Below are 19,086 nucleotides of genomic sequence, written 5' to 3'. Positions count from 1 at the left end.
CCCTTTTGAGGGGTGAAAAGGGCAGTTCCGGAACAGTCGATGAGGGTTCGACGGCGGCCCCGCACCTTTCGCAGGTGCGGGGCCGCCGCCGTGACCTGTGCCGCGGGAACGACCCCGCACAGGGCGTCAGGTCGCGGACGGCACTCCGGTGATCGTGTGGCCGAAGCGCAGGAGGTTGCCCGGGTCGTAGCTGGCCTTTGCGGCCCTCATCCGCTCGTAGACGGCGGGCGACCAGGCCCTCGCCCGGTCAGCCTCATCGCCGGGCTCGCCGTGGAAGTTGACCAGCGTGTATCCGGTGGAGTGCGGAGCCATTTCAGCCAGGACCGCGCGGATGGAGGCGGTGACGGCTTCGGCGACCGGCGGCGCGTTGAATCCGAGCAGGAACAGCAGGAACGCCGCGTCACGCCCGGACACGGCGTCCGGCAGCGCCCCGGCCCGGGCCAGGGCCCCGCCGAGCGGCCGGATCTCAACGAGGAGCAATGGACAGTCCGAGCCCTCGCCGGTGAGTTTCAGCAGGTCCGCGGCGGTCTCCTCGCCGAGGTCCTTAAGGAGCGTCCCGCCGGCGGTGAACGGGAGCGGATCCGCCGGGTCCATGTGGATCTGGTCAACGTCGAGGTAGCTCATGGGCCCGGCCGTGTCCATCAACGGCCTCGAGACCGCCCGCATCGGGGCAAGCAGTGCGTCGCCGTCCTCACGGGTCCCCAGGAAGGCGAAGCGCAGGTGCACCACGAACTGGCCCCGCAGCGGCGCGGGGACGAAGTCCATCTCCGGAAGCCGGAGCAGGGAGATTGAGGGCGAGGCGATGTCCGGCAGTGCGGGCAGCCACTCCCGGAATGCGGCCAGGATCTGGGCCGCATCCGCCCCGGGATAGATGACCCCGCCGCCGTAGAACTCACCCAGCGGAAAGAGGCTGAACTCGAGTTCAGTCACGATCCCGAGGTTGCCCTTGCCGCCACGCATCAGCGCGAACAGCTCGGCTTCGGCCTCGGCGTTGATCCGGCGCAGCGCGCCGTCGGCGGTCACGACCTCCATGCTGCGGACATGGTCCGCCGCAAACCCGTGGGCGCGGCCCAGCACGGGCAGCCCGCCGCCGAGGGTGTAGCCCACGACGCCGACGTCGGTGCTTGAGCCGTGGAGTCCGATCAGCCCGAGCGGCACGCTCGCTTCCAGGACGCTGCGCCACTTCACGCCGGCCCCGACGCGTGCGGTGCGCTCGACCGGATCGATCTGCAGTTCCTGCAGGCGGCGCGTGTTGATGAGGAGGCCACCCTCCACGACCGAGTCAGCGCCGTGCCCGGTGGACTGGACCGCCACCGGGAGCCGGCGTTCTGCCGCCCATTTCACCCCGGCCGCGACGTCCTGTGCGTTCTCGGCCCCCAGGACGACGTCGGGCCGGTGGACTGTGGCGGCATTGAAGGCGCGCGTCTCGGCCTCGAATTCGGGGCTGTCGGGCAACACGACCGGGCCGCTGACAGCCGTGGACAGGGCGTGGATGTCGTCGGTGACAAGCATGGCGGGCTCCTGTGCGCTCGCGCGCGGCGAGCAGGTTGGGGGCACGGCAGCGCACGCGTGGAATGACCCCAGCACCCTCTCCAATCGGCGGACGGCCCGGCTGATGAATGCGTTTCAGCCTAGGGTCCCCGCCGGCTGCGGTCTAGGGACCTAAGTCCCTCGCGCCCGGCCCCCTGGAAGAAACCCACGGCGGGAATGGCACTTCGCAGCCCGCCCGGTGGGCAGATAAGGGCGCATACGGGTCCGCCAACCGCCCTGATCTGCCCGCGCGTGCCCCGTGCCGTCCCGCGAGGCGCTCCGCACGGGTTGGCGTGATCCGACGACGGCGGCCCCGCACCTTGCGCAAGGTGCGGGGCCGCCGTTATGCCCGACCGGGGGTCTGCCGGCTGTTAGTGCTCAGCCATGCGTTCCTTCAGGCCCTCAAGCTCGGAGCGCAGGGCATCGGGCAGGGAGTCACCGAACTTGGCGTACCACTCCTCGATTGAAGCGAGCTCGGTATCCCACTCCTCGCGGTCCACGCGGACGGCGTCTTCCACGTGGGCCTGCGTCAGGTCCAGGCCGGTAAGGTCCAGCGAGTGACCGGCCGGCACGAAGCCGATGGGGGTCTCGACGGCGTCCGCCTTGCCTTCGATGCGCTCAATGGCCCACTTCAGGACGCGTGCGTTGTCGCCGAAGCCGGGCCAGGCGAAGTCGCCGTCGGCCGTGCGCCGGAACCAGTTGACCAGGAAGATGTGCGGCAGGCGTTCCGGGTTGGCCTTGCCGGAGACACTGATCCAGTGCTTCAGGTAGTCGCCCGCGTCGTAGCCGATGAACGGCAGCATGGCCATCGGGTCGCGGCGCAGCACGCCGACCTGGCCGGCGGCAGCAGCCGTGGTCTCGGAGGAGAGCGTGGAGCCCATGAAGATGCCGTTGGTCCAGCTGCGGGCCTGGGTGACCAGCGGAACCGTCGTCTTGCGGCGGCCGCCAAAGAGGATCGCGGAAAGCTCCACGCCGTCCGGGTTGAAGTATTCCTCGGCCAGCATGTCGACCTGCGAGATCGGGGTGCAGAAGCGGGAGTTCGGGTGGGCTGCGGGCTGATCCGAATCAGGAGTCCAGGAGTTGCCCTGCCAGTCGGTCAGGTGCGCCGGAACCTCTTCGGTCATGCCCTCCCACCAGACGCCGCCGTCGTCCGTGAGTGCGACATTGGTGAAGATGCTGTGGCCCTTGGCGATGGCGCGCATGGCGTTGGGGTTGGTGCCCCAGCCGGTGCCCGGGGCTACACCGAACAGGCCGGCCTCCGGGTTGGTGGCGCGCAGTTCGCCTTCCTTGCCGATCCGCATCCAGGTGATGTCGTCGCCGAGGGTTTCAACCTTCCAGCCTTCGATGGTCGGATCCAGCAGGGCGAGGTTGGTCTTGCCGCAGGCCGACGGGAAGGCAGCGGAGATGTAGTAGTTCTTCTTCTCCGGGGAGGTCAGCTTCAGGATGAGCATGTGCTCCGCGAGCCAGCCCTCGTCCCGGGCCATCACGGACGCGATACGCAGGGCGTAGCACTTCTTGCCCAGCAGGGCGTTGCCGCCGTAGCCGGAGCCGAAGGACCAGATGGAGCGCTCTTCGGGGAAGTGCACGATCCACTTGTCCGGGTTGCAGGGCCAGACGACGTCGGCCTGGCCGGGGGCCAGCGGTGCGCCCAGGGAGTGCAGGGCGGGGACGAAGAAGGCGTTGGTGGCGGTGATCTTGTCCAGGACCTCGGTGCCGATCGTGGCCATGATGCGCATGGAGGCGACAACGTAGGCGCTGTCCGTAATCTCCACGCCAAATTTGGGATCCTCGGCGTCAAGGTGGCCCATGACGAACGGGATGACGTACAGGGTGCGGCCGCGCATGGAGCCGCGGAACAGGCCGCGCAGCTTCTCCTTCATCTCCGCCGGAGCCATCCAGTTGTTGGTGAAGCCGGCATCGCGTTCCTTCTCGGAGCAGATGAAGGTCTGCTCTTCGACGCGGGCCACATCGGCGGGGTCGGAGAATGCCGCGAAAGACTTGGGGAACAGCTCCTCGTTCAGGCGGGTCAGCGTGCCCGCGGCGACGAGTTCATCCGTGAGCCGGGTGTTCTCTTCTTCGGAGCCGTCGACCCAGTGGATCCGGTCCGGCTGGGTCAGTTCAGCTACCTCTTCAACCCATGCCAGCAGGCCGGCATGTGTGGTGGGTGCTTTTTCAAGCAAAGGCAGTCGCGCCAGATCTCCCATTACGGTTCCCTTCCTCGGGTTCAGTCGTGTGTCCTAAATGTAGGGCTAGATCACCCCCCGAAATCGGGCCAAGATGTGGGATGTCCGGGGGCCCGGAAATCAAAATCCGCAGAAATTCAAGGAATAGACGGTACGAAGTGGCCCTATTTTGTGACCAAGGTCACGTAGACCGGTCTAGTCGGCCAGATTACACCTGTTTCGATTTGTCTCTACGGCCCCACCTCGCGTAAAGTAATTCGAGGTTCGGGGAGCAAGAAGTTCCAAGAACCAAAAGATGCGCCCATAGCTCAGCTGGATAGAGCGCCTGTCTACGGAACAGGAGGCCGGGGGTTCGAATCCCTCTGGGCGCACAGAGAAAATGATCCGCACCGGTCCGCCGGTGCGGATCATTTATTTAACGCCCGACTGCGGGACGCCCCCCGGGGATTGCACACGTGTTGTTTTCAGTCATGGTGTTGCTCCTCTTGCAGAGGGTTCGGTGGGCGGGGCGCGTGGAAGCAGGCTTAACCGCGGGCGATGGGGAGCTTGGTTCTCTGGGACTCGGTCAGGACGCGGTTGCTGTCCTTGTCTACTCCTGGTGACCTCGAAGTCGTTCTCCGGGTCCAGGCCCGCAAAACGAACACGGATGGCGCCCGGTGTCTTGGTCTTCAGCGACCGGTACCTCGCCTGTGGACAATCGAGGCAAAAAGACCCCCGGGGCCCGCGACCCGGGCCAATTCTGCCGCCTCTTTGCAGCTGATTCATCCGACTCCAGTTCCACACTGCCGTATACGGAGTGCCGCTTAGCGGATGGACGTAAAGGGCCTTCCTCCTCGGTGATGGCCTGCGTTCCACGGGTCGCGTGGACAACGTACTGCCGCTGGTCGTGGACCATGTATCTGTTGTCGGCGGGCCGTCAGCGTGCGCCCCGGTTGAGGAGCCTGCGATGGACCCTATTTCACGTCCTCGTCGATCCAGTCCATGGACTTCGTAACGGCCTTCTTCCACAGCCGGAGCTGACGGAAGCGCTCGGCGTCGTCCATTTGCGGCGCCCAGCGCTTGTCCTCGCCCCAGTTGGCGGTGAGCTCTCCGAGGTCCTTCCAGAAGCCGATGGCCAGGCCGGCGGCATAGGCGGCACCGAGCGCCGTGGTTTCAACTATCCTTGGCCGGACCACGGCAACACCGAGGATGTCGGCCTGGAACTGCATGAGGGCGTCGTTGGCGACCATGCCGCCGTCAACCTTGAGCTCAGTCAGCGACACCCCGCTGTCGGCGTTGACGGCCTCCAGCACCTCGCGGGTCTGGAACGCCGTCGCTTCCAGCGCCGCCCGGGCGATGTGTGCCCTGGTGACGAAACGGGTCAGCCCAACCAGGGCGCCCCGGGCATCCGGACGCCAGTATGGTGCGAAGAGACCTGAGAAGGCGGGGACGAAGTAGGCACCGCCGTTGTCCGGCACGGAAGCCGCCAGGGCTTCAACCTCCGGGGCGGAATCGATCAGGCCCAGGTTGTCCCGCAGCCACTGGATCAGCGATCCAGTGACGGCAATGGATCCTTCCAGAGCGTAATGCGGCTTCTCATCGCCCAGCTTGTAGGCGAGTGTGGTCAGCAGGCCGTTGCTGGAATGAACAATCTCTTCTCCCGTGTTGAAGATCAGAAAGCACCCGGTGCCGTAGGTGTTCTTGGCCTCGCCCTTGCCAAACGCAGCCTGACCGAAGGTGGCAGCCTGCTGGTCCCCAAGGATGCCGGCAACGGGAACTCCGCGCAGCAACTGGGAGTGGTGGACAGCGCCATAGACCTCGGAAGAGGACCTGATTTCGGGCATCATGGACCTGGGCACGCCAAAGTCCTCAAGGATGTTGTTGTCCCATTGCAGTGTTTCCAGGTCCATGAACAGGGTCCGGGACGCATTGGTGACGTCCGTGACGTGGATGCCGTCGTCGGCGCTGCCCCCGGTCAAGTTCCAGACCACCCAGGAATCAGTGGTGCCGAAGATCAGGTCCCCGGCGTCGGCCTTTGTCCGCGCGCCCTCGACGTTGTCCAGAATCCATTTGATCTTGGTCCCGGAGAAGTAGGTGGCCAGAGGCAGCCCGACCTGCTTCTTGAAGCGGTCGACACCGCCGTACCTTGCCAGCTCGTCCACGATGTCCTGGGTGCGGGTGTCCTGCCACACGATGGCGTTGTACACCGGACGCCCCGTCGTCCTGTCCCAGACCACGGCAGTCTCACGCTGGTTGGTAATGCCCACCGTGGCGATATCGTGGCTGGTCAGGTTTGACTTGGACAACGCTGAGCCGATGACCTCGCGGACGTTGTCCCAGATTTCGACCGGGTCGTGTTCGACCCAGCCGGCCCGGGGAAAGATCTGTTCGTGTTCCTTCTGACTGCTGGAGACGATATTGCCGTTGCGGTCAAAAACGATGGCCCGACTGCTGGTGGTGCCCTGGTCGATTGCCATTACATACTGTTTCATCATGACGTCCTTGTCTTAGGTGATGACGGTGGTCGGGTGCGCGAGTGCTGCGGTGCGGCGCCAGGACCGGGCGCGCCGGCGGCCGCGGAGGACGGGGCTGGTCACGGGCTGCCCCGTGTCCGGTTCAGCGACCCTTTCGGGGCCGGCCCGGACCGCGGCAAAGCTGAGGTGCGGCCCGGGTTGTCGCTTGCTGTGGGTCAGGAAATCTGGGTCTCCAGCGGGACCGCATGGAAACGCTGCAGCACGTCCTGTGCATGCGTGATTTCCTGGATCTCCCGTGCGTTATCCCAGCCCAGCGGTCCTGCCAGGGCCTGGGCCAGTTCGGTGAGGAGTGCGGCGGTGACCAGGCCCCGGAAGGCAAGGGATGTGCGCCGGATGAGGACATCGACCAGGTGGCCGATCTGCTCGTGTCGGACCATGAACTGGACTTCGCGCAGGCTCAGCTCAGGGGTCGAGTGCAGGAGGCGGTCCTCACCGTCCGCGAGGTAGGCCATGACCTGGGTTGCGCGGGTGCCGTAGCGGGTAAGCAGTCCTTTGACACGTGCCGCGTCCAAGTCACCGGAAACATGCCGGGCGATCCAGGCCTCTTCATCGCGCCCTGTGGCCGGGAAGTCAGTTCCGCCGCCGATCGGAAGCTTGGCGGTGGAAACTTTGCGGTTACGGCCAAGGATGGCCAGAACATCGTTGGTCATATGCTCGGACAGGGCCCGGAAGGTGGTCCATTTGCCCCCGACAAGGCTCAGGACCGGGACGTTGGTGCCGAAGATGACCTGTTCGTTGCGTTCAATGCGGTAATCGCGGGAAACGAACCCGGGGTTCTCGGCATCGTCACGCGGCAGCGGGCGGACGCCGGCGAAGCTGTACACGATGTTTTCACGGGTGATCGCGATGTCCGGAAAGACGTGTTTGATCAGGTCGAAAAAGTAGGTGATCTCCCCGTCGGTGCAGACGGCATCCGCCGCCATGTCCGCGCGGATGTCCGTGGTGCCGACCAGGACACGGTCCCCCATGGGGTAAATCAGGACGATCCTTCCGTCCGTGTGTTCAAAGAAGATTTCGCTCCCTTGGCAGGCGTTGAGCAGGGACGGGTGATCCAGCACGATGTGGGATCCCTTGGTCCCTCCCATAAACAGGGACGGCGAGCCCAGCGCCGCATTGGTCAGGTCGACCCAGGCCCCGGTCGTGTTCACGATCACGTCCGCGGTGAAGGAGAAGGTCTCCCCAGTGAGTTCGTCGCGGAGTTGGACGCCTTCGTCGCCGATACCCGTGACGGCGACGTAATTGGCGGCGCGGGCCGTGTCCGTGCCGAAGGCGGCCCTTTGCCCGTCCTGGAGGACATCCAGGGTGAGCCGTTCCGGGTTGTGCACGGACGCGTCGAAGTATGTGGCCGTGAACTTGACGCCTGGATTCAGGTCGGGGAGTTCCCTCAGCGCCTCGGCGCGTCCCTTGAACTCATGCCGCGGGACGGTGCCGCCGTCGCGGGAGAAGGAATCGTACAGGCTGAGTCCGAGTTTGATCAGGAAGGCCCCCCGTACCTTGGGGGTTCCGTGCTGTTTGTGGGTCAGGAACCGCAGCGGGGCGGCCAGCACTCCGGAGAAGGTGCTGAAGATCGGAATCGTAGTCTTCAGCGGTTTGACATAGTGCGGGGCGAGCCTGAGGAGCCGGTTGCGCTCGGTGACCGATTCCCTGACAAGGCGGAATTCCCCGTTTTCCAGATAGCGGATCCCGCCGTGGATCATGTGGGACGAGGCGCCGCTCGCACCCTGGCAGTAGTCCCCGCGTTCCACCAGAGCAACATCCACGCCCTGGAGGGCCAGGTCCCGGAAAGTGCCGACTCCGTTGATGCCGCCGCCGATGATCAGCACCTTCGCCCGGGGGCGCTCGCGCAGCCCCTCGACACTCGTGCGGGTCGGGGCCGGGCTGTGGTCACGAGTGGATTCGTGCTTGCTCAAAGTTGCTCCCTTGCAGCTTTTCTCTGCGCCCTGCGGCGCCTTCCCTTTCATTCTTCGAGTACGGCGCAAATATGTTCAAGCGTTCTGCACAAACGTGCACGTCAGCAATCTCTCTCCTCGTCGGCCGCAGCGGGGTGTCGCATCACCGCCGCTCCGCCCGGAAACACGGGGACTATTTCGGCGCGGTCCGGAATCATCCCTGCGGGACCGAACCCATCTCCAGGCCCTTGCCGGCATTCCCTCATCACCAGTTCGACTCAGGTTCCGGACAGACGTGCATGTTGTCCCGGCGCCGGATCGCATTTACCAGCGCATCGCCGCCCTCCCCCGTCAACTTCCGGGACGCGCGCAGCTCAGGGCCGGGCCGCTACGGGGCGACGGCCTGGCTGATCCGGAGCCGGATGCCATCGAAGTGGCCGTTGAGCCGCTGCGCCGCGAGAACCTTGTCGCCGGTCGAGACGGCGTCGTAGATCCCCCGGTGCAGGGCCGCTGTTTCGAGGAGATCGGCGTCCTCGACTCCGCCCAGCTCCACGTGGAGCCGCCGGTACACCTGCCAGAAGACACCGAGCAGATTGACCAGCAGCGCGTTGTTGAGGGGTTCGAACAACCGGCGGTGGAAGTCAGCGTCCGCTTCGATAAAGTTCGCGCCGGCGCCGGCCAGCTCCTCCATCCGGAGCACGGCTTCCTCGACGGCCGACAGGTGTTCCGGGGTCATCAGGTCCATGGCGGCCGCAATCAGCCCGGCCTCGAGGGCCTGCCGGACGTCCACCAATTGCAGGGCCTCCTGCCCGTGATGCCGCAGCGACAACCGGCCGCGGAACGTGAGGCCGTCGGTGAGGGCGTCAAAATTACTCGGCGCCACGAACATGCCGAAACCGTGGCGGATCTCAATCACGCCGAGGGCCTGGAGTACCTTCAGCGATTCCCGCAGGGTGTTCCGGCCAACGCCCAGCGCGGCGGCAAGCTCGTGTTCGGTCGGCAGCGGATCCCCGGCATCCAGCTCACGCTCCAGGATCAGTTCCATAATGTCCGCCTGCAAGGCCCTGAGCCTGGCTTGCGCGCTGAACCTTGCCGGCGGCATGGGCCCGGCACCGGTCACGCCCCCTCCGCCCAGGCTGCGCGGGCTGCCCGTTCCAGTGCCTTCGGCCCGGCTCGCACCGCCGGCGGTCACGTTGCTGTCTGTCATGGCCCTGCCCTCCCCCAAATATGTTCCCAACAGTAGCGGTGGTCCCACGTCCTGCAAAGGGTGTTGGTGAGGGCCTCCGGACCGGCACCGGGCGTAGGCTTCTGCCATGACGGCACAGCTTGAACGGGAATTCGATGTCATCGTGATCGGCGCCGGCGCCGTCGGCGAAAACGTGGCGGACCGCGTCGTACAGGGCGGGCTGACCGCCGTGCTTATTGAGGCCGAACTGGTGGGCGGCGAGTGTTCCTACTGGGCCTGCATGCCCTCCAAGGCGCTGCTGCGCCCCGGCACCGCCCTTCACGGCGCCCAGACCGTGCCCGGTGCCGCAGAGGCCGTCACCCGGACCCTGGACACAGCCGCCGTCCTGAAACGCCGCGACTACTTCACGTCCAACTGGCAGGACGACAGCCAGGTCAAGTGGCTCCAGGACACCGGCATCGAGCTGATCCGCGGGCACGGCTGGATCACGGACACCCGGAAGGTTGAAGTCGCGGGGCTGGACGGCAACAGCTACGCGCTCTCGGCACGGCACGCCGTCGTGGTGGCCACCGGGTCCTCGCCCACGGTGCCGCCCGTTGAAGGCTTGTCCGACGTGGACTACTGGACCACCCGGGAGGCGACCTCCGCGCACGAGAGCCCGCCCCGGCTGGCGGTGCTGGGCGGCGGCGTCGCCGGGACCGAACTCGCCCAGGCCTTCGCCCGGCTGGGCGCCTCGGTGACCCTAGTGGCCCGCCGCGGCCTGCTGGGCGCCTTCCCGGAGGAGGCAGCCGCGCTGGTCGCCGCCGGGCTGCGGGCGGACGGCGTCAGCCTCCACCTGCACACCGGAACCGACAGCATCCGCGAGAACGACGACGGCTCCCTCACCCTTGAGCTGGCGGGCGGCGGCGCCGTGACGGCGGACAAGCTCCTGGTCACCACCGGACGGCATCCCGCCCTCGAAGGGATCGGCCTGGAGAGCGTCGGGCTCGCCGCCGCGGATGGCAGGGAACTTCGGCTCAGCACGGACTCCACCGGCCTGGTGTCGGGCGGCACCGGGAACGACGTCGAGCCGTGGCTGTACGCCGCCGGGGACGCCGCCGGGAGGGTCATGCTGACCCATCAGGGCAAGTACGGTGCGCGGGCCACGGGCGACGCCATCGCCGCCCGGGCCAGGGGCGAGCTCGGCGGCGAGGCCGCGCCGTGGAGCCGGTACGCCCGGACCGCGGACGACCACGCGGTGCCCAACGTGGTGTTCACTGATCCGGAACTGGCCAGCGTGGGGCGGACCGTGCAGCAGGCGGAACGGGACGGCTTTAGCGTCTCCTCCGTGGAACTGCCCATCCAGGTGGCCGGGTCCTCGCTGCACGCCGAACGGTACGAGGGCTGGGCGCAGCTGGTGGTCGACGAGGACCGGAAGGTGCTGCTGGGCGCCACCTTTGCCGGCCCCGATGTGGCCGAGCTGCTGCACGCCGCGACGATCGCCGTCGTCGGCGAAGTCCCGCTGGACCGGCTGTGGCATGCCGTGCCGGCCTACCCCACGATCAGCGAGGTCTGGCTGCGGCTGCTCGAGGAATACGGCCTCTGAGCCGCCGAGCTGTCACTACGCGCTGAGCCGCCGAGGTGTCACTTCGCGCCGTGGACCGCCGAGGTGTCACTTCGCGCCGTGGACCGCCGAGGTGTCACTTCGCGCCGATGTTGTGCCCGGACATGGGCGCGAAGTCTGACCTCGGCGGAGCCGCCCGCCGGCCGGGCACGGTCTGGTTGGTCACATTCCCCCCCTCTTATTTGAACTGACCGGTCAGTTTAGTTAGCCTTGGCGTAGACAATCTTCTGCGAAAGGCTCCTCTTGCTCCGCGTGCGACAACTCTCCGTGAACGGCAGAAGGGACGTGCTGCTGCCGGCCACGTCCCTTCAGGTCCGGCGCGGCGAACTCCTGTTGGTCTCTGGCCCCCGCCAGGACCAGCGCACCGCCCTGGCGCTGGCCCTGACCGGCCGGCTCAAGCCCTCCGACGGCCACTTTGATTGGGACGGCGCGGAGTGGGACGGCGGCGCCCGGATCAGGACCCTGCGGCAGGCGAGCGCCGTGGTGGACTCCCCCGGGGTGAACGAACCCGAGCAGCACCTCAGCGTCCGCGACCTCGTCACGGAGGACCTGGCCCTGGTGCCGCGCCGTTACAGGGGGTCACTGCTCAGCAAGCCCTGGCTCAAGGTCAACCGATTCGAGGACATCGCCGGGCTGTGGACCGAGCAGCTGCCTCCGGCCCGAAGGATCGGGCTGCTCACGGCCCTGGCCCTGGCGAACCCGCACACCGATCTGCTCGTGGTGGATTCCCCGGACCGCCACGGAGATCCGGAGGAGTGGCTGCCGCGGCTGGAGGAGCTGGCCTACGACGCCGGGCGTCCGCTCGCCGTCGTCGCCGCCGTCATGCGCGTCCCCGACGGCTGGACCGGTCCGGCCGCCGCGATCGGCAACGCGGGTACTGCCGCCGCCGGGGCCCCTTCCCTGGACGTCGCGGCCGCAGCCGGCACGCTCGAAATGTCCGGCACCCTCGAACTGGAGGACGCACGGTGACTGTGCTGCGGCTGGCCCGCTCCGAACTCAAGCGCATGACCGGCGGCCTGCTGCCGAAACTCACCATCCTGGCGCTGACCATGGTGCCGCTGCTCTATGGTGCCGTCTACCTCTACGCCAACTGGGATCCCTACGGAAACCTGAACCAGATCGATGCGGCCCTGGTCGTGGAGGACACCGGTGCCACGTCCGCCGACGGCACCCGGCTCGAGGCCGGCCGGAAGGTCGCCGAGAGCCTCACCGACGGGCACGTCTTCAACTGGCAGACCGTCTCCGGGCCGGAGGAGGCGGACCAGGGCGTGAGCACCGGCAAATACGCCTTCGCCCTGAAGATCCCCCGGGACTTCTCGGCTAACCTGGTCTCCCCCGGCAGCTTCGACGCAGCCAACCAGGCCATGCTCAACGTCACCACCAACGACGCGAACAACTACCTGCTGAGCACCATCGTGGACAAGCTCACCACCGCCGTCCACACCACGGTGGCCACCGAGGTCGGCGAGGAAACCGCCAACCAGCTCCTCACCGGTTTCGGGACCATCCACTCCCAGATGCTCAAAGCCTCCGACGGCGCCGGGCAGCTCGCCGACGGTGCCGCCGGCCTGCACGACGGGGCCGTCTCCCTCCACCAGGGCACAGGCGACCTCAGGACCGGCACGGCCGAGCTCCAAGCCGGCCAGCTCAAGCTCCGGGACGGCGCCAACAGCCTCAGCACGGGGGCAGCCCAGCTCAGCGGCGGACTGTCCCAGCTCAAGGACAAAACCGCCACGCTGCCCGCCGATTCCCGGGCACTCGCGGACGGCGCCGCCCAGGTGGCGGCCGGCAACGCCGCGCTCGGCACCAGGGTGCAGGGCCTGGCCGGCCAGCTGGCCGCCTCCGAACAGGCGGCCGCCCAGGCAACCGCCGAGGCGCAGCGCAGCCGGGTGGCCGCGTCCAACAGCCGGCTCGTCGCGGCGGGGGTCCTGACCCCGGCCCAGGCGGAGACCATCCTCGCGGACTTCGACGCCCACCCGGCCCCGCCGGCATCCGCGGGGCCCGCGGGGCCTGCGGCGACGCTCACGGCCGCGGCAGCGCAAATCCAGCGGCTGGCGGACGGGTCCGCTGCCGTCAGTGCGGGGGCGGAGAAGCTGGCGGCGGCCACCCCCGCGCTCGGCGGCGCCATCACCCAGGCGTCCACCGGGGCGGACCAACTGGCCGGCGGCGCTGCCACCCTCGCCGCCGGGCAGCAGGGCGCCCTGGACGGTGCCGCGAAGCTCGCCGAGGGCGCGGAAAAGCTCGACGACGGCGCGGCGAAGCTGGAAAGCGGGGCGGCCACGGCCTCCGACGGCGCCGGGACCCTCGCGGCCGAACTCGCCGGGGGCGCCGGCCAGGTCCCCCACCCCAATGACACCCAGAAGGACAGCCTCGCCAAGGTGATGGCCGACCCGGTCGCCGTCAGCAACGTCTCGCAGGCCAAGGCCGGCTCCTACGGTGCGGGCCTCGCACCGTTCTTCCTCACCCTGGCACTGTGGATCGGCGTCTTTATGCTGATCCAGGCGATGCGGCCGGTTACCCAGCGGGCGCTCGCGTCGAACGCCGCGGCGTGGAAAATCGCCGTCGGCGGCTGGCTTCCCTTCCTGGCTGTCTCGGCCGTCCAGGCGAGCCTGCTGACCCTTGTGGTCGATGTGGGGCTGGGCCTGAGCCCCGCCCACCCCTGGCTGATGTGGTTCCTGATGCTTGCTGCCGCGATGGCGTTCAGCGCGATCATCCAGGGCGTCGTGGCGTTGCTCGGCTCCCCCGGCAAGCTCGTGGTGCTCATCCTGCTGGTGCTGCAGCTGGTCTCCTCGGGGGGCACCTTTCCCTGGCAGACCACGCCCCAGCCGCTCCACGTGGTGCACCAGCTGCTGCCGATGGGGTACGTCGTCAACGGTATGCGGCACCTGATCTACGGCGCTGACCTGGCCGTCGTCCTGCCCACGATGCTGGGGCTGCTTGGCTACACTTTGCTGGGGACAGCCCTGTCCACCCTGGCTGTCCGGAAGCACAAGTACTGGACCCTGAAGACCCTGAAACCGGAGATCACCGTATGAGCAGCCGCACGGACAGCAGCAAGGCGTCTTCCGGCGGTGCGGTGACGCCCGCGGGTCCCGCGGACAGCACGGGGACGGCGAAGAAGCTCCGGCCGGCCCGCACCAATGCGACCAGGCAGAAGCTGTTCGAGGCCTCGATGGACCTGATTGGCGAACGCGGCGTGGCCGGGGTGACCGTCGATGAGATCGCGGCGGCGGCCGGGGTCTCCAAGGGCACCGTCTACTACAACTTCGGCAGCAAGTCGGACCTGATCGCCCAGCTGCTGCGCCACGGGGTGGACATCCTGCTGGCCCGCCTGCTGAGCGTCAGGGACGATTCGGCCGACCCGCTGGCGGCAATGGACGAGATGATCGGCCAGGCAATGGACTTCATGGACGAGTACCCGTCCTTTGCCCGGCTGTGGGTCAGCGAGAACTGGCGGACCCCCAGCGAGTGGCAGGACACCTTCACCGAGCTCCGGGAACGGCTGCTCACCGTGGTCCGCGCGGCCATCGATGCGGTGGCCGCCGCCTACCCGGTGGATCCGGCGGTGTCCCGGGGCAGCCTGGAGACTGCCATCTTCGGCGCCTGCTTTGTGGTGGGCCTGGACCGGCAGACCTACAACCCGGAGCGGACCCGCGAGCAAAGTGTCACCGCGATCATGGCGTCCATGCGCGGCTACGTCAGGAAGTAGTCCCTCTCGGGGATGATTAACCACATGGGTCACATGGGTAACAACACCAAGATTGCCATCGCCGCGTTTTTCGCCGCGCTGGCGCTGTTGGCGCTGGCCGGCATCACCCTGCACGAAACGGTGTTCCTGTGGTTCCTGGCGGCCTGCGCGGCAGCCTATGTCGCCTGCGTCTCCGAGGTGATTATCCGACGCCGGCACCGGACCCTGGCAGCCAGCGGGATCGGGAGCATCCTGTTCATTGCGTTCGGCATCGCGTTCCTGCGGCAGTGGGGGCTGGCCTTCAACGCCGATCCGGACGCAATGTCGACCGCGGTGGATTCCGAACATCCGGACCTGTACTTCTACCTCGCCGCCGCGGCCGGGGCCGCCACGCTGCTGCTGCTGGTGGCCGGGTCCGTCCTGCCAGGCAGGGGCCGGCGTCCGCGCGGCGCTGGACATGCCCACCGGCGGCGAACGGCGTCGGGCGCGAGGGGTCCTGCATCCCGGCCAACGGCCGCCCGGCGCGCACCGTCACGGACCGCACCGTCCCGGACCGCCACGCCGCGTCCGGCGTCCAGGTCCGCGGCCGGAACGAGGGCCCAGACGACTAAGACCGCCAAGCCTCAGTCGGACCGGGTTCCTGCCCCGCGGGCGGCATCCTCCGGCCTCAAGCGGCCCGCGTCCCCGGCCGGGGGGACCGCTGCCAAGTCCCCCGCCAAGTCCCCAGCCGCATCCTCCGCGCGGCCCTCGGCGCGGACCTCGCCCCGCCGCTGAGCGCGCGGACGCGAATCCCGCCGTCGGAACTTCCAGGGGCGCAGCACGGCTGTCGCCACGCCGGCAAGCAGCAGGAGCCCGCCGGTCACCTCGGCGGGGGTCGGCACCTCGCCCAGGACGAGCCACGCCGTCGTCATCCCGACCACCGGAACCAGGAGGGTGAACGGCACCACCGCGGAGGACGGGTACAGCCCCAGCAGCCTGTTCCAGATGCCGTAGCCCACCAGGGAACCGAAGACGGCCGTGTAGAGGGCGCTCACCAGGGTGACGGGCTGGACTTCGAGCAGGGCCGTCGACACCGCCGCGGGTCCGTCCACCAGCAGGGACAGCCCCAGCAGGGGCAGCGGCACCACGGCTCCTGACCACACCACGAGTCCCAGTCCGGACGCCGCCTTCGCCTGGCGGGCCACGATGTTGCCGGCGGCCCAGGACAGCGCCGCGGCTAGCACGATCATCAGCGGCAGCACCGGGGCGACGAGGCTGCGGCCGACGGCCACCACGGCGAGTCCGGCCACGCCCAGCACAACACCGGCGAACTGCCGCCGGCTCGGCCGCTCGCCGAGGAAACCGGCGGCCAGGAGCACGGTCAGCAGCACCTGCGCCTGCAGGACCAGCGAGGCCAGGCCCGCGGGCATGCCCAGGGCCATGGCCAGGTACAGGAGGCCGAACTGTCCGGCGCTCATGAACAGCCCGACGCCGATGATCGCCTTCCAGCTCACCTCGGGCTTGCGGATGAAGAAGATGCAGGGAAGGACCACCAGGGTGAACCGCATGGCCACGAACAGCAGCGGCGGCATCTCCGCTCCGTCGGGGTGCAGGCCAAGGTCGATCGCGACGAAGTTGACGCCCCACAGGACAGCGACGAGCAGGGCCAGGGCGGAATGACGAGGGTTCACCCTGCCACTATGCCGGTTCCGGCCGGGCGCCGCGGCCGGATCGGGCCCATGTGCCGGAGATTAAGCGGTGCGTGAATGGTCAGAGGTTCCGGGGGTTGTCACCGCGGGGCTCGTCGGTGCGGCCCGGTTCGCGGGGTGCGGGCTCGGGTGGAACCTGGCTGCCGGGGGCCTGGCTGCCGCCCGTGGTGCCGCCGGTGGTGCGGCCCGGAGTGGCGGCCTGTTCGGCGGTGGAGGGGTTCCGGTCACTGCGGTCCCGGCGCAGCTCGTCGGTGCCGGTGGTTTCCCGGGGTGCCTGGTCCCGGCTCTGCGCGTCGCGTTCGGTGGTGACGACGTCGGGGTCCAGCTCGTCAGCCTTTCGCAGCTGTTCCTGCGCGCCGGAGCGGACCTTCTCGGCCTCTTGCTGCCGTGCGCTGGCTTCCTCCCTGAGCCGTTCGGCCTCGACCTCAGCCTGCTTGGCGTCGGCTTCGGCCCGGGCAGCCTGCGCCTCGCGCTCCCTGGCGCCGATCTCTTCGGTCCTGGCCTGTTCACGCATTTCGACCGCCTTGTTGCGGTTCGCCTCCACCTTGCGCTTGCGGCTGAGCATGGTTACCACCACGACGATCGCTATCACGACAACGACGCCGATGATGATCCCTATGAGCTGTCCTGAGTCCACGATGATTCCGCCTTTTCTCTCGATCGCCATAAGTCCACGAGTAAACAGCATCAGTAAACCGCAGAATCACCTGCATGACTATGCATCCGGGAATCGGGCAGGGCGCGCCGGGTCCGGCGCTATTTGGCCCGGGGTACCTTGAAGTGTGTGAGCCTCGCGTCCTGGCCGTCGAGTTCGTCCCAGGACTTCTCTGTTTCCATGACGGTCAGCGCGCTCGTGGGCCACCGCGTGGCGGCATCCATGTAGGCGTCGTGATTGGAATCGCGGGAGGCAAGGTGCATGGCGAGGTCCTGCACCCCGGGCATGTGCGAGATCACCATGAGGGTGGTCACGGTGTCCGGGACGTGGTTGATGACGGTCAGCATCCGCTTCGCCGAGGCCGCGTAGAGACCGTCCTCGAGTTTCGGTGTCGGAGCCTTGTCGCCGAGTTCGTTGCACACCCAAGTGCACGTCTGCCGGGTGCGCAGGGCGCTGGAGCAGAGGATGAAATCGGGGACCACGTCATGCTTCAGCAGCCATTTTCCGGCCTGCGGGGCATCGCGGTGGCCGCGCTCTTCGAGCGGCCGGTCGTGGTCAGCGACGCCGCCGGGCCAATCCGACTTGGCATGCCGCATGATCACCAGCCGTTTGATGTGATGCGCGCTCATGGATCAATCCTAGTGCGGCGGCTGATCGCCGAGCACGCATCCCACCAGCGGCCGCTCAGTCGTCAAGGACAAAGGTCACTTCCAGCACAACGTGCCAGGCCACGACGGCGCCGTCGCTGATTTCAACCTTCTGTTCCTTCACCCACGCCCCCGTGACATTGCGCAGGGTCTTGTTCGCCCGGTCGATGCCCTCCTTGATGGCAGCATCAAACGAGGTCTTGGAGTTCGCGCTCAGGGTAGTAATCCGTGCAACAGACATGTCTTCCTCCCAATAGTCGGCTCAACGGGTCCGAGACTACGCCGAAGGGAGGAAACGCAACAGGGTCCAAAAGCCGCTTCGCCTCCGGAGACACAAAAGCGCCCGCCCCAGTTCAGGGACGGGCGCTTTGCGCAGGCGAAGCCTAGATCGAGTATTCCGGAGCGGCCCAGACAACAACTTCCGGGTGCTCGTAAAAGCGGTAGCCCTGGCCGCGGACCGTGCGCACGGTGTTGGCGAGGCGGCCAAGCTTGGAGCGCAGGCGGCGGATGTGCACGTCGATGGTCCGCTCGTTGGGCACCTCTTCGGCATTGCGCCACAGGCCCTCGAGCAGCTCGTCGCGGCCCACGGTGCGGGTGCCGTTCTCGACGAGGTAGTTGAGCAGTTCGAACTCCTTGAACGTGAGATTCAGGGATTCGCCGTCGAGCGCCACCTCGCGGCGGGCCAGATCGATCAGCACGCCGGAAGGACGCGGGTCCTGCGGCTGCTGCAGGCGGGCGCTCTCGGACCGCTGGCGGGCGCCGACCGTGGGGTCACCAAAGGTGGAACGGACGACGTCGAGCGCGGACCCCGGGGTGCTGGCCGGGGCGACGGCGACGGCAGCGTAGCTTTCGGCGCCGGAGACCAACGACTGGGCGTAGGTCCGGATTTCCTGGGCCAGCTTGGCAATGGAGGTCCCGGCCGCCGCGGCGGTTTCCTCGTCGATCCCCATGTAGAGGACGAAACCGCGGGCGACGTTGTCATTCGGGACGGGACGGACGGGGCTGCCGTCGCCCGGAACAATCACAGGAGTCGGGGCTGTGGCCGGTGCCGGCGGAACAGCGCGGAGCTGTCCGTAGGAGTTGGGGTTGTAGCCCTGCGGGGCATAGCCGGGGGCGGGGAAGCTGTTGCCGGATCCGGCGGGGGCGAAGGATGCCCGGCCGCCGAAGCCCTGGCGGATCCCGGAGGCCTGGCCGGCCTTGCTGGCGTTACGGACGGAGATGTGGACGTATCCGGATGCAACTGACATGGATTGCTTACCTCAATGTGAATGGCCGTCATCGCGGCTCGAATGCTAATTTCCCGCAATGAATACTTGGGGAGGGCGCCCGACGCTGGGCTGGGGGCGAATGCCTAGAAACCTTTGGGGTGTAAAAGTTAGGCGTGCATTCGACAACAGTGCTTCTCGGTACCAGCGGGTGCGCTGATCCAAAAAACTGCGGCTGCAGGTGCTGTTGAGTTCTTGTTCACAATTGAAGTGTGCAACGTAACAATGAAAACTTGCAA

At 67.6% G+C, this 19,086-nt stretch carries 14 protein-coding genes and 1 tRNA gene; 5 read left to right on the top strand and 10 right to left on the bottom strand.

The window, feature by feature from the left end; genetic code table 11:
* Window positions 1–126: 126 nt before the first annotated feature.
* Together J2W14_RS10820 and J2W14_RS10815 are read right to left on the bottom strand one after the other, a co-directional pair.
* Complete coding sequence (locus J2W14_RS10820) at window positions 127–1,512, bottom strand: FAD-binding oxidoreductase (protein WP_307462233.1); 1,386 nt, start codon at window positions 1,510–1,512, stop codon at window positions 127–129.
* A gap of 389 nt (window positions 1,513–1,901) precedes the next feature.
* Complete coding sequence (locus J2W14_RS10815; RefSeq protein WP_307462231.1) at window positions 1,902–3,734, bottom strand: phosphoenolpyruvate carboxykinase (GTP); 1,833 nt, start codon at window positions 3,732–3,734, stop codon at window positions 1,902–1,904.
* A gap of 276 nt (window positions 3,735–4,010) precedes the next feature.
* On the opposite strand from J2W14_RS10815, the gene J2W14_RS10810 reads away from it, so the two are divergent.
* A tRNA-Arg gene (locus J2W14_RS10810) sits at window positions 4,011–4,084 on the top strand.
* Between the two features lie 582 nt (window positions 4,085–4,666).
* Here the strand turns inward: J2W14_RS10810 and glpK are convergent.
* The 3 genes from glpK to J2W14_RS10795 all read right to left on the bottom strand — a co-directional run bounded on the left by glpK (window position 4,667) and on the right by J2W14_RS10795 (window position 9,217).
* Window positions 4,667–6,184, bottom strand: coding sequence for a glycerol kinase GlpK (glpK, locus tag J2W14_RS10805; RefSeq protein ID WP_307462229.1), 1,518 nt, complete (start codon window positions 6,182–6,184; stop codon window positions 4,667–4,669).
* 197 nt (window positions 6,185–6,381) lie between these two features.
* Window positions 6,382–8,187: a glycerol-3-phosphate dehydrogenase/oxidase gene (locus J2W14_RS10800; RefSeq protein WP_370871254.1), complete on the bottom strand. Its 1,806-nt coding sequence runs from the start codon at window positions 8,185–8,187 to the stop codon at window positions 6,382–6,384.
* A gap of 316 nt (window positions 8,188–8,503) precedes the next feature.
* A complete protein-coding gene (locus tag J2W14_RS10795; RefSeq protein WP_370871257.1) occupies window positions 8,504–9,217 on the bottom strand; it encodes a FadR/GntR family transcriptional regulator in 714 nt (237 codons plus the stop codon).
* A 211-nt stretch (window positions 9,218–9,428) separates the two neighbouring features.
* Here J2W14_RS10795 and J2W14_RS10790 point away from each other — a divergent pair, with 211 nt between their 5' ends.
* From J2W14_RS10790 to J2W14_RS10775, 4 genes are all read left to right on the top strand, one after another.
* Window positions 9,429–10,886 carry a dihydrolipoyl dehydrogenase family protein gene (locus J2W14_RS10790; protein WP_307462227.1) on the top strand — a complete coding sequence of 486 codons (1,458 nt, stop codon included), beginning with the start codon at window positions 9,429–9,431 and terminating at the stop codon, window positions 10,884–10,886.
* A 261-nt stretch (window positions 10,887–11,147) separates the two neighbouring features.
* A complete protein-coding gene (locus tag J2W14_RS10785) occupies window positions 11,148–11,873 on the top strand; it encodes an ABC transporter ATP-binding protein (protein WP_307462226.1) in 726 nt (241 codons plus the stop codon).
* Window positions 11,870–13,939, top strand: coding sequence for a YhgE/Pip domain-containing protein (locus J2W14_RS10780; RefSeq protein ID WP_307462225.1), 2,070 nt, complete (start codon window positions 11,870–11,872; stop codon window positions 13,937–13,939). Before J2W14_RS10785 ends, J2W14_RS10780 begins: the two co-directional genes overlap by 4 nt.
* Complete coding sequence (locus J2W14_RS10775; RefSeq protein ID WP_307462224.1) at window positions 13,936–14,613, top strand: TetR/AcrR family transcriptional regulator; 678 nt, start codon at window positions 13,936–13,938, stop codon at window positions 14,611–14,613. The genes J2W14_RS10780 and J2W14_RS10775 overlap by 4 nt, the downstream gene beginning before the upstream one ends.
* A gap of 602 nt (window positions 14,614–15,215) precedes the next feature.
* Here J2W14_RS10775 and J2W14_RS10770 read toward each other — a convergent pair.
* The 5 genes from J2W14_RS10770 to J2W14_RS10750 form a co-directional block, all read right to left on the bottom strand.
* Window positions 15,216–16,262 (bottom strand): EamA family transporter, encoded by a 1,047-nt coding sequence (locus J2W14_RS10770; protein ID WP_307462221.1) that lies wholly within the window; start codon window positions 16,260–16,262, stop codon window positions 15,216–15,218.
* 79 nt (window positions 16,263–16,341) lie between these two features.
* Entirely contained in the window at window positions 16,342–16,917 is a 576-nt protein-coding gene (locus tag J2W14_RS10765) for a hypothetical protein (RefSeq protein ID WP_307462219.1), read from the bottom strand.
* 119 nt (window positions 16,918–17,036) lie between these two features.
* On the bottom strand, window positions 17,037–17,564 hold the full coding sequence (locus J2W14_RS10760; RefSeq protein WP_307462217.1) for a SixA phosphatase family protein: 528 nt from the start codon (window positions 17,562–17,564) through the stop codon (window positions 17,037–17,039).
* 55 nt (window positions 17,565–17,619) lie between these two features.
* A complete protein-coding gene (locus tag J2W14_RS10755; protein ID WP_307462216.1) occupies window positions 17,620–17,823 on the bottom strand; it encodes a dodecin family protein in 204 nt (67 codons plus the stop codon).
* 142 nt (window positions 17,824–17,965) lie between these two features.
* Window positions 17,966–18,829: a winged helix-turn-helix domain-containing protein gene (locus J2W14_RS10750; protein ID WP_307462214.1), complete on the bottom strand. Its 864-nt coding sequence runs from the start codon at window positions 18,827–18,829 to the stop codon at window positions 17,966–17,968.
* Window positions 18,830–19,086 lie beyond the last annotated feature (257 nt).

Source organism: Pseudarthrobacter oxydans, from assembly GCF_030812335.1.
Lineage (GTDB): Bacteria > Actinomycetota > Actinomycetes > Actinomycetales > Micrococcaceae > Arthrobacter > Arthrobacter oxydans_B.
The sequence above is the reverse complement of the archived record's forward strand: the minus strand, read 5'-3'. Positions and strand labels throughout refer to the sequence as shown.